Origin of the sequence: Agrobacterium leguminum (assembly GCF_005144435.2) — a bacterium.
Taxonomy (GTDB): Bacteria; Pseudomonadota; Alphaproteobacteria; order Rhizobiales; family Rhizobiaceae; genus Agrobacterium; species Agrobacterium leguminum.
The window spans coordinates 596,590-605,495 of the sequence record NZ_CP120216.1; the positions used below are offsets into that span (position 1 = coordinate 596,590).

6 protein-coding genes and 1 pseudogene are annotated in these 8,906 nt (G+C 56.3%); 6 read left to right on the top strand and 1 reads right to left on the bottom strand.

Annotated features, from left to right (window positions below; genetic code table 11):
* The first annotated feature begins 164 nt into the window (after positions 1-164).
* The 3 genes from CFBP4996_RS29435 to CFBP4996_RS29445 are packed head-to-tail and all read left to right on the top strand — an operon-like array spanning position 165 to position 4,673.
* Positions 165-1,292 carry an anti-phage 6A-MBL system MBL-fold protein gene (locus CFBP4996_RS29435; RefSeq protein ID WP_080854973.1) on the top strand — a complete coding sequence of 376 codons (1,128 nt, stop codon included), beginning with the start codon at positions 165-167 and terminating at the stop codon, positions 1,290-1,292.
* Positions 1,293-1,296: 4 nt separating this feature from the next.
* Positions 1,297-3,525 (top strand): anti-phage 6A-MBL system cap2_3 protein, encoded by a 2,229-nt coding sequence (locus CFBP4996_RS29440; protein ID WP_080854975.1) that lies wholly within the window; start codon positions 1,297-1,299, stop codon positions 3,523-3,525.
* Positions 3,522-4,673: a patatin-like phospholipase family protein gene (locus CFBP4996_RS29445; RefSeq protein ID WP_080854976.1), complete on the top strand. Its 1,152-nt coding sequence runs from the start codon at positions 3,522-3,524 to the stop codon at positions 4,671-4,673. The genes CFBP4996_RS29440 and CFBP4996_RS29445 overlap by 4 nt, the downstream gene beginning before the upstream one ends.
* Positions 4,674-4,730: 57 nt before the next feature.
* Here the strand turns inward: CFBP4996_RS29445 and CFBP4996_RS29450 are convergent.
* A pseudogene (locus CFBP4996_RS29450) lies at positions 4,731-5,833 on the bottom strand (RHE_PE00001 family protein).
* A gap of 454 nt (positions 5,834-6,287) precedes the next feature.
* Between CFBP4996_RS29450 and CFBP4996_RS29455 the strand changes: the two are divergent.
* From CFBP4996_RS29455 to CFBP4996_RS29465, 3 genes are all read left to right on the top strand, one after another.
* Positions 6,288-6,914 (top strand): LysE family translocator, encoded by a 627-nt coding sequence (locus tag CFBP4996_RS29455; RefSeq protein ID WP_080854978.1) that lies wholly within the window; start codon positions 6,288-6,290, stop codon positions 6,912-6,914.
* Between the two features lie 13 nt (positions 6,915-6,927).
* Positions 6,928-7,311 carry a GFA family protein gene (locus CFBP4996_RS29460; protein ID WP_080854979.1) on the top strand — a complete coding sequence of 128 codons (384 nt, stop codon included), beginning with the start codon at positions 6,928-6,930 and terminating at the stop codon, positions 7,309-7,311.
* A 192-nt stretch (positions 7,312-7,503) separates the two neighbouring features.
* On the top strand, positions 7,504-7,938 hold the full coding sequence (locus tag CFBP4996_RS29465; RefSeq protein WP_233283482.1) for a GNAT family N-acetyltransferase: 435 nt from the start codon (positions 7,504-7,506) through the stop codon (positions 7,936-7,938).
* Positions 7,939-8,906: the final 968 nt, after the last annotated feature.

The following is an 8,906-nucleotide window of genomic DNA, read 5'->3' on the forward strand; positions in this document are numbered from 1 at the left end:
TTTCACTGAATTCCCGTTCAAGGCGGATGCGCCCGGCATCACAAAAATTGCGTCGCATGAGAATATATACTTGACGGATACAATTAGTATCCTCTATATAAAAACTATTCCCAGAAACCCTTAATGACGGCGAGCCCGAGGCTTTCGCCGAACGGAGACCCTTTATGCCTGCCTATATGACTTTTTTTCCTCTCGGCAATGCGGACACAACCCTTCTTCGGCTTGCCAATGATGATCTTATCTTGCTCGATTACGCCAACATGCGTGGTAGCGACCCTACCGACAAACGTATCGATCTCCCGAAGGCTTTGCGGGACGAGCTCGACGACGCAGGACGCGATTCTTTCCGAGTCGTCGCGTTTACCCATCTCGATGACGATCACATCTGCGGCGCCTCGGAATTCTTCTGGTTCGATTACGCCCGGATTCATCAGGGTCCAGATCGCATTAAGATCGATGAACTCTGGGTGCCAGCCACGGCTATCACCGAGCCTGATTTGGAGGGCGACGCCTGGAGTATCCGTCAGGAGGCCCGCCATCGGCTGAAGGAAGGCTATGGCATCAAGGTTTTTTCGCGTCCGGAGAGGCTTGCAAAATATCTGGCCGAATGGGACTTGACCATCGAGCAGCGTCAACACTGCATCGTCGATGCTGGCGAGCTTGTCCCAGGCTTCTCGAAATACGATGCCGGCCAGTGCGAATTTTTTGTGCACAGCCCCTTCGCCTGGCGTACAAATACGGGACTTGAGGATCGGAACGAAGGTTCGATCGTGGTCCAGATGACCGCTCGTGAAGGCAACAGCGAGAGCTATGCTCTTCTCGGTGCAGACATCAATCACGAAACGCTGTCGCAAATCGTTCAGACCACGCGTAAGCACGGTAACGAACATCGACTGCATTGGGATGTGCTGAAGCTCTTCCATCATTGCTCGTATAAGTCTCTCTCGTCCGTCAAAGGGGAAGATATCACCGAGCCGGTCGAAGATGTCCGATGGCTGTTCGAGGAACTCGCCCGCGAGAAGGAAATTATCGTCTCGCCGAGCTGGCCAATCCCGGAGAAGAGCACCCAGGAAGACCTGGATGCGCAGCCGCCCCATCGTCAGGCGGCCAACTACTACAAAAAAATCATCAAGGATTCGAATGGTCAGTTCAAAGTGACGATGGAGACTCCGACACGTTCGAACCCGAAGCCGATCAAGCTCAAGATCACCGCGGCCGGTGTCGCAGTGGTCTTTACCGCAGCCGCGTCCGTCTCGAGTGCAGCAGCCGCTGTTCCTACGCGGGCTGGATAATACTATGTGGCAGCCCGAGAATAGCATCGAAATAGAGCGGAGCGCGCTGAAATCTCCACTCGCCCGTTCGTTGGCCGCCCACATCTTCGGCGCGTCCTCGGAATTCGCCACGTTGCGCGAGTGTCGGTTAATGGATAAAATGGGGGTTGAGATCGTCTCGTTCGAGATCCAAGTAGACTTGCCGCAACGGCCGGTCTACCCCATCAACCCTGTCGAAACGATATCAGTCTGTTTTTTCCGCGAAAGCGATCACGCGCCAGCCGTCCTCGTGGCGCGTCCCGACTTTCCCGACACGCCGCATCAAAACCTGGTGCCGAGTGGACACCCGTGCGCGCTTTGTATCGACGATCGCCCGTGGGTCGACATCCGCAGCGGCTACACGGCGTCAGAATTAATGTTACGGATTCAAACCTGGTTTGCAAAAGCCAGCCAGGGCGAGCTGCATGGCGATGATCAGCCCTTTGACCCGTTCTTTGCGTATGCGGGCGGTCACCAGATCATCGTCTCAGCCGATGGCGAAAGGGCGATGAATGACCGCACGCCGCTGAACGTCATAGCAAGCGACTCGCGCCTCCGGTTCCTGATCGTGGGGGCTGCCAACCAGGCACGTCAAAGATCAGTGCAGCTCCAGGTCCACATTCTGCATGTTGATGTTGAGCCGCAAGCAATGCGGCGCATTCGGTTCGCGCCGAGGACGTTGCTGGAGCTTTCGGAAATGCTGGTTGAAAGAGGCGTCGATTTCTCGACGCTACTTCAGACATCGATCCTCGATTGGCACGCAGTTGGTAAGAATGATAGCGAGGACCGTTGGATTTTCTGCATCCTGTTGCGGATGCCGCAGGTTCACCCGCACACCGGCGCTGTGGGGGCGACAATGCCCATGGCGTTCATTTGCGAAGCCAGCCCTGGTGAAATCGGCGTTCGTATGGGCGTCCTCGATAGAAATACGTCCGGGTCTGCAAGGGGCATCCAATTTGTGCGTCGATTGTCGACTACTCTGAATCTAATGGGATTGGATCTGCCTGTATACTACGCTCCGGTTCACTACGAGTTGGATGCTCAGCGCGGAACCACAATTGCGGGCAAGACCACTGTAGACAAACGCCATATGGTTATGATCGGAGCAGGCTCGCTTGGCTCGTCGGTGTCAGAGACACTCGCGCGAGAGGGTCTATTCTCATGGACTATTGTCGATGACGACGACTTCTTGCCCCACAACGTCGCCCGGCACACGCTAACCAGCGCCGATCTTGGACACGGCAAGGCGGAGAAACTCGCCAAACGCTTGCGACTAATTCGACCCGACACGGATTCTGCCTTCATTCAGGAGAATGTCCTCCGCGTTCCGCGGTGCGGTGAACTCGAACAGGCTCTCGCCCATGGAGAACTCCTCTTTGATGCTTCTGCATCGGTGCCGGTATCCCGGTTTCTTGCTGATCACCCTTCCCCGGCGAGACGAGTTTGTGCCTTCTTCACACCGAACGGCAAGTCTGCGGTGCTGATGATCGAGTCCAGCGACCGGTCGACAAACCTCCGAGACTTGGAGGCATGTTACCTTCATGCCATCGCAGGCAATCCCGTCTTCACCGACCATCTGGGCGCCCCCCGCCAATTGCGATACACCGGTGCTTGCAGGGCGCTGACCAACAGAATCCCAGCGAGCTCCCTCGCCATCCTGACCGGGCTGATCGCGCATGGCATCTCGACCAACATCATGGCTTCCGAACCTGTCGTGAAGATCTGGACGATTGATGATCGTGGCAGTGTAAGCTGTGTCGACCCCGAAGCTCAAGTCGAATGCCATTCAGTCGACAGCTGGACGATCCTCCTTCCACGGTTGCTGAGCCTCGAGCTAAGACAGCGGCGCGCCTTGGCGTTACCGAACGAAACGGGCGGGCCGCTAACGGGGATCATTGACTACAATGCCAAGACGATCGCGATCACGCACGCGCTGCCCGCGCCAGTCGATAGCGTTGGGCTGCCAACCAGTTTCGTTCGCGGAACGCGACGATTGCGCCAAGCGATCGAACAGGCCCAAGCGCGAACAGGCGGCCAAACGCGCTACATCGGAGAGTGGCACTCGCATCCGCTTGGCGCTTCGGCTAGCCCAAGCGGGACCGATCTTAAACAGATAGCCGATCTCTCAATGATCTTGAACCTGGACGGAATGCCGGCCCTTTCGCTCATTCTTGCGGAAAATGAGACCAGCATATTGATCGGAGAGATGCGATGACCTCAGGCGACCTGCGTGTCGGACTGGCCCTGTCCGGCGGAGGCGTTCGAGCGGCCGTATTCCACCTCGGCGTGATGAAATATCTCGCCGAGTTCAATCTGCTTGAGCAGATCTCACAAATATCGACGGTATCTGGTGGAAGCCTCATTGCCGGAGCGGTTTTTTCAGAAGCGGCGGGGCAATGGCCGTCCTCAACGCAGTACCTTACAACCATCTACCCAGTGCTTCGAACGCGCTTGGTTTCAGGCGATCTGTTCAGTTTTCGCGCACTCGGTTTCTGGGGGGTATTCACGGAGAACATTCGCATACTGTCTGCCCGTGCACAAATTTTGTCGCGCCTCTTGCAGCAACGTTGGAATATCCGAATGTTGCTCTCAGATCTCCCGGTGGCGCCAATCTGGCACATAAACACGACATGCTTCGAGACCGGGAAGAATTGGCGCTTTACACGCGATTCGATGGGCGACTGGCAGTTTGGAACACACTATTCACCGTTGGTCCAACTATCGGACGCGATTGCGGCTTCCGCCGCCGTTCCGTATGTCATCGGCGCACTGAAGCTTCCATTGCCAGCGCATGGTTGGTGGCAGACTGACCCGGCCACCAAGCGACCCATTCGAAAGATCGAACCTAATTCGCCGACCGTGCGACTATGGGATGGCGGCGCTTATGAAAACATGGCCCTTGAACCACTCTTCAAACCGATGGGCGGATTGAAGGGATGTGATCTTCTCATTTGTAGTGACGCCTCCGGCCCCTTGGGTAGGCCAACGGGTTTGGTGCGTAGCTTGGCCGCGGGTCGGCTCGCCTCTCCCCGGCTTTTCGATATTGCGTCCGATCAGATTCGGGCGCTTCGCTCGCGCATGCTCGTCAACGCGATCCGGCGAGATGAGATCAAGGGGTTTTTGTTTCGAATGGGTACGACCGCTAGGCAATTAGGCCTATCTGCTGAGGCCGTTCGCGGATATCTCAGTGATGAGGACTGCCTAAGTTGCCTGAACTACCCCACGAACCTAACGCGCGTAACGGAGGCAAATTTCGACCGCATAGCGCGGCATGGAGCGGAAGTTGCACAACTAACGATGGCCGCCTACTCTGACCCTAAAAAAACCCCGGGGAACCCGATTGTGGCCGTGAATCGCAACTGAACCTCACGAGCTGACCGTTTTACGGACGACACGAAATGGAATTTTAACCTCGCAAGCTTACAGTACACCCCACGCCCGAAACCTCCCCCTCCCCGTCATCTCTCTCAGACCCAGTTCCAAAACGATCCGCCGCGCCGCCTGCGGCGTCACATCCAGCGTTTTCGCGACCATCCCGGCCGACACCAGCGGCTTCGCCATCACCAGCTCGACCAGCTCCGGCAGTTTCGAAGATGTCCGGCGCCCCTCCAGTTTTCGCTCGAACATAGTTTTCGCCAAAACTAGCCGGTCATGTTCTTTCATGCCGATATCGGCGGCTGCCAACATACCATAAGCGATGGCAAGCAGCCGGGCTTCCCGGTCGCGATGCCGGCGCCGATCGACGAGAATCGTTTTGAGGCCACGGTTGATGGCGGCGAGATGGGCACCGGTGGTAATACCTGCCTCCCGAAGGATCGACGCGGACGACAGCCGGCCGAGCCAGGGCGCGTGCTGCAACACGGAAAGCTCGTTCCAGGCATCGAGGGCGACGATGGCCTGCAGCACCGTCGGCAGATGTTCAGCTTGCCGGAGCACGCCGCGCCACTCTTCCAGCCGCGCGTCCTCGTCCCAATCGAGATCATAGACCAGCGGATCGGCCGGAGCCCGGCCGGGCTTTTTGGCTCGTTCGATCGCGGCGTCAGAGCGCGCGAGCAGCGCATCGATAGCTGCATAGTCGACGCCGGGGAGATCTTGTGCGTCGTCGGCGTCATCCCCTCCCCTTCCCGTTCGTTTGGGACCGCGGCCCGCATGACGACGATTGGCTCCGCAGGCTCGGCGCCGACCGGATTGATGTCCGATGTTTGTCGCAGGGTTCGGATACCATCCCCGGACAGTACCCACCCCGGTGACTGCGCGGAAATCCGTCGGCGGGTGCGTAGCACGTCGCGGGCGATGGTGAGTTCGTGTGTTGGGGTGCGGGTGTCGCGAAACGCGTCGTGGAGGACGAGGTCTTCGAGACGGACGAGCTCGCCGTCAATCCACAGCGAAGCGCAGGCGTCTGCAAAATTCTGGCGTTCTAGCCAGCCGGGGCCGACGGGTGAACGGGCGATGCGCTCGTCGAGGCGTGTCAACGCGACACTGGTGTGGCTTTTACTTTGCCGTTTCAAAAGGAAAAATGTCATAAGCCTGATAGGCTTAGACGCAGAATGTGGGTCGATGTTTCACTAACGATTTCAATGAAGGTCTGTCGACGGCGGCTGCACAAGAGATGGCGGGCATATTTTCAGCCCGTGAGTTGCTGTTTGCATAATCGAACACAAGCTTGTTGCATCCTGCCCAGTCGGGATCGCTGAGACATCAGTCAAACGCGCAGTCTTGGCGGCTGGCGTCCGCCGCGATGAGCGAGGTCGAGTGCGCCTTGAAGCTCTCGGGCGAGCCGTTTTGTACCGGACTCGCTTCGGCAACGGAGGCGAACCGCAGCCGGGCCATCTGACCAAAGCGGCAGGCTTTAAGCGTTGGCCATCGAGCTACATTTCGCTAACGTGTTGCAAAAATCAGATTTCCGCGACGTCGCAGAAGTCAAACGCAAAACCGGAAATAAACTAGGGATTTTCGCGACAAACGGAGGTGATCCATATGGAGCATTTGCCAGAAATCAGTTTGGCCTTTGGTGCCTTTGTGCTCGGGATGTTTAGCCCCGGTCCGAATATTCTTTCTGTCGTCGGAACGTCGATGACCGTGAGCCGTAAAGCGGGCATCGCATTGGCGCTCGGTATTTCTGCGGGATCGTTTCTCTGGGCGTCCATGACCGCGATCGGTCTGACGGCATTGATTGCCGCCTACGCTTCGGTGCTGACAGCAATCAAGATCGTCGGTGGCTTTTATCTTCTTTGGCTGGCGTTCAAAGCCTTCCGCTCGGCCGCCTCGACGAAACCGATCATGGACCCTGCCGGATTGGCGGAAGGGAAACTCCGCACATATTTCCTGCGTGGCCTGACAGTCCAGATGACCAACCCGAAGGCGGCGTTGACGTGGATCGCAATCATGTCGCTCGGCCTCGCGCACTCCGCGCCCGTATCGACTGCGCTCGTTATCGTCGTCGGAACCACGATCCTCTCGGTTGTCGGGCACATCGCCTATGCCTTCGCCTTCTCCACCAGGCGCGTTGTCATGGCGTATGACCGTGCTCGCAGATGGATCGACGCGGGATTAGGGGTGTTCTTCACCTTTGCCGGGATCAAGTTGCTTACAAGCAAGACCTAGAAGGTAGATTGTCATGGTGAGACTGGCGACCTGTGTTTGTGGTGACCTTCGCGTAACCTGCGCTGGCGAGCCGAGAAAAGTATCATTGTGCCACTGCTTGGCCTGTCAGAAGCGCACCGGCAGCAGCTACGGCGTCGCCGCGTTTTTTGTCCGTCCGGATGTTCAGATAGAAGGCCCGAGTAAGTGCTATTCACGCCAGTCCGATAAAGGCTTTCCGGTGGAGTTTCACTTTTGCCCTGAATGCGGATCGACGGTTTATTGGGAGCCTCAACGAATGCCCGACCTCGTTGCCGTTGGCATTGGGTCTTTTGCTGATCCGAGCTTCCCCGCCCCCACGCAGTCCGTCTATGATGAGTATCGGCATTCCTGGGTCAATAAGCTTCCACCTGTCGCGTAATTCCTAAAGCCTGTTACGTCACAGGTTTTCGTCACGTAATGTGTCGCACGTTTCGGGCAGACCGTCCAAAAACTCTGGGTGGATTTTGTCGTGCCGAACCGGGTTCTCCCAGTTATCCTATTTCGACGCAATGCTGACGAACGAGTTCTCCTCAGCGCTTGCGATTGGTAGCGCAATTTGATGGGGGATCCGGTGTCGATAGCGATTGAGGTCGAGGACGCTCCAGATGCCGCCACGCGGCAGATTATCGACCAAGGTTTGGATGAGTACAACTTCAGCAAAGCCGGTCCGGACAATGCGGAAGACCTGTGGGTCATCGCACGCGACGGCGAGGGTGTGGTAACAGGCGGAGTGAAGGCAAGGTCCTTCTATGCCTGGATGTTCATTGATTGGCTTTGGGTGTCGAACTCTGTTCGAGGCGCTGGCGTCGGCAGTTTGCTCATGGATAGGGCCGAAGCAGTTGCGCGCGAGCGCGGATGCATTGGGGCATACGTCGATACCTTTAGTTTTCAAGCCCCGGAGTTCTACCGATCTCGCGGTTATGAAGAGTTCGGGCGGATCGAGGGATTGCCTGCAGGACATGCCTGCATTTGGCTGCGTAAGAGGTTTGTCGATGTCGAAGAGTAAAGGACTTCCTTGAGATTCCAGAGGTTTGCAAGGTGTGGTAGATTCCGCCATACCACATCTTTCAGGAACGGATCGTTCGCAACTGCTGCTTTTGCCCGAGGCGGTTGACGACTTCGAGCCCCAGGCGGCAATTTCGAACGTGATCCCCCTCCCCTACTCCGGCGTGAAGCCGTTAGGTCAAAATCGAGGGCCGAGTTTTCAGCTTATCGCTTCAATTGAAATCGGGAAGTAAAAGCCAACGGTTACGCCCCAAACCCGACCTCGGCTGTCGTTGTGAGCGCTTTGCCAAGACAGCAACCCATTGAATTTACGACTATCCGGCCCTTAAAAGAAAGCTAATATGGACTTTAGTTTCATCACCGGGCAGTTAACCATGTTGTACTGCTAACCATCGATAAGTACTCCCTTGCGGTGGCAGATCGACAAGCCCTCAATTCACCCTATTTGTAGGCCAACCTCTTGCCAATAATGACCTTCGGTATACATGATCTTTTCTTGCAGCGGCGAAGACGTATGTCAGCTGAAGATAGTTGAAATGATCCTTTCATACCCGCTATGGACGTTGACTTCCCATCCCGGGCGCCCTGAAAAGGCTTCCGCTCTAGGCTTGTGCTGCTCCGATAGCAGCTTTCTTTCGGTCTCATTCCGAGGCGTCGCAATAGCGTGATATACATGAAATTCCCCGTTTTTTAAGTTAGCGGGAAATCAGCACATCTCAGAACCGGGCGGCATTCGCATTTTGACGAGCCGCGCGTTTTCAAACTCTCTATGGCGCGCTGAGCGCGCTTTCTAAAATCTTTGCCCGTGCAATCGACCCTAGAACAAAGTGGGATTCCCGCGTCGAGGAATATTATTAACTGTTTGAAAAATAACATTAAATATTAATTTCTGTTCAAGCATTCCGTTCCCTGGAGATTGGTCCGTTAGGGCTTTGTTAACTCTAAACGGCTGGACGCAAGGCTAGAATC